This is a genomic window from Novosphingobium acidiphilum DSM 19966 (genome assembly GCF_000429005.1).
GTDB classification, from domain to species: domain Bacteria; phylum Pseudomonadota; class Alphaproteobacteria; order Sphingomonadales; family Sphingomonadaceae; genus Novosphingobium; species Novosphingobium acidiphilum.
Map to the genome: position 1 here is coordinate 1 of NZ_AUBA01000055.1, position 1,147 is coordinate 1,147.

General features: G+C 58.1%; 1 protein-coding gene. It reads right to left on the reverse strand.

What is annotated here, in order from left to right:
- Positions 1-52: 52 nt before the first annotated feature.
- Positions 53-1,147: Ig-like domain-containing protein (locus G404_RS20705; protein ID WP_036522013.1), on the reverse strand; the 1,095-nt coding region annotated here is incomplete at its 5' end.

Below are 1,147 nucleotides of genomic sequence, written 5' to 3' on the forward strand. Positions count from 1 at the left end.
TCCATGAAAGCCCATATCGGCAATTCAAGAAAGCAACCGGCAGACGATCCACTTATCCGTTGCCGATCCCTGTGCAGACAAACCGAGCCAGCTCTGTGTGGTCGATCACGATATCGATGCCGTTGTTGGCGGTGCCAAAGCTGTAATCGATATGGCTGCCGTTCGATACGGTGATCGTATCGCCGTGGCCAAAGTGCGAAATCGCCACATTGGTGCCGCTGGCTTCGTTCAGCGTATAGCCGATGCTGCCCGCCGCGCCGTCGGTGGCAACCGCCGCCCCATCGGCATTGACCCCGGCAGGATTCAGATTGCCATTGGTGATGGTGATTCCGGAATTGCTGCCGCTAATCGTATCAACCCCAGGGAAGGCCATGAAGTTGCTGCCGCCCAGCGCCGCAACCGCACTCGCATAATCATGCACAAATGCGGTGTGATCGGTCAGCACGCCATCGAGCTTAAAGCTTTCGGTTGTACCGTTCGTGTGCGAGATAATCAGATCACCTTGGGCATCTGAAGTGAACGACCATTGTGCGGCCGTGGTCGTGCCGGCAACTGCAATACTGTCCTTACCAACCTGGAAATTGGTAATTTCGGCATTGGCCCATTGCGTATCCTGCACTCGGTAGACATAGCTGTCATGGTTGGCCACCTGCACCGCACCATCAGTGTAGCTCGTCACGGTGTTAGTTGCATTTGCCGCCACCGCCACGGTGTCGGTAAATGCCTGTGCCGCAACCGTTACGTTGATGGTCTGCGTTGTGGCGCCACCGTGTCCATCGCTCACCGTCAGCGCAAAGCTGTCGGGCCCAACATAATACGCATTGGGCACATAGGTTACCACGCCGTTGGCCAGCGTGGCAGTGCCATGCGCGGCTTGGCTCGAAACGCTCAATGCGACAGTCGCACCCGAAACAACTGTAGTTGCAATCGCATCGGTCGCACTGGTAGCCACGATCCCCGTTGTCGCACCCAGCGTACTTAGCCCTACAGCGCCGGCCTCGCTGACGAGCAATGGATTGCTGGCCGGCGTGATCGTAGGCGCTACCGGCGCAACATTGACATTGACCGTCTGCGTGGCCGTGCCGCCATGGCCATCGCTCAGCGTGACCACAAAGCTGTCGGCGCCTTGATAGAACTGGGTCGGCGT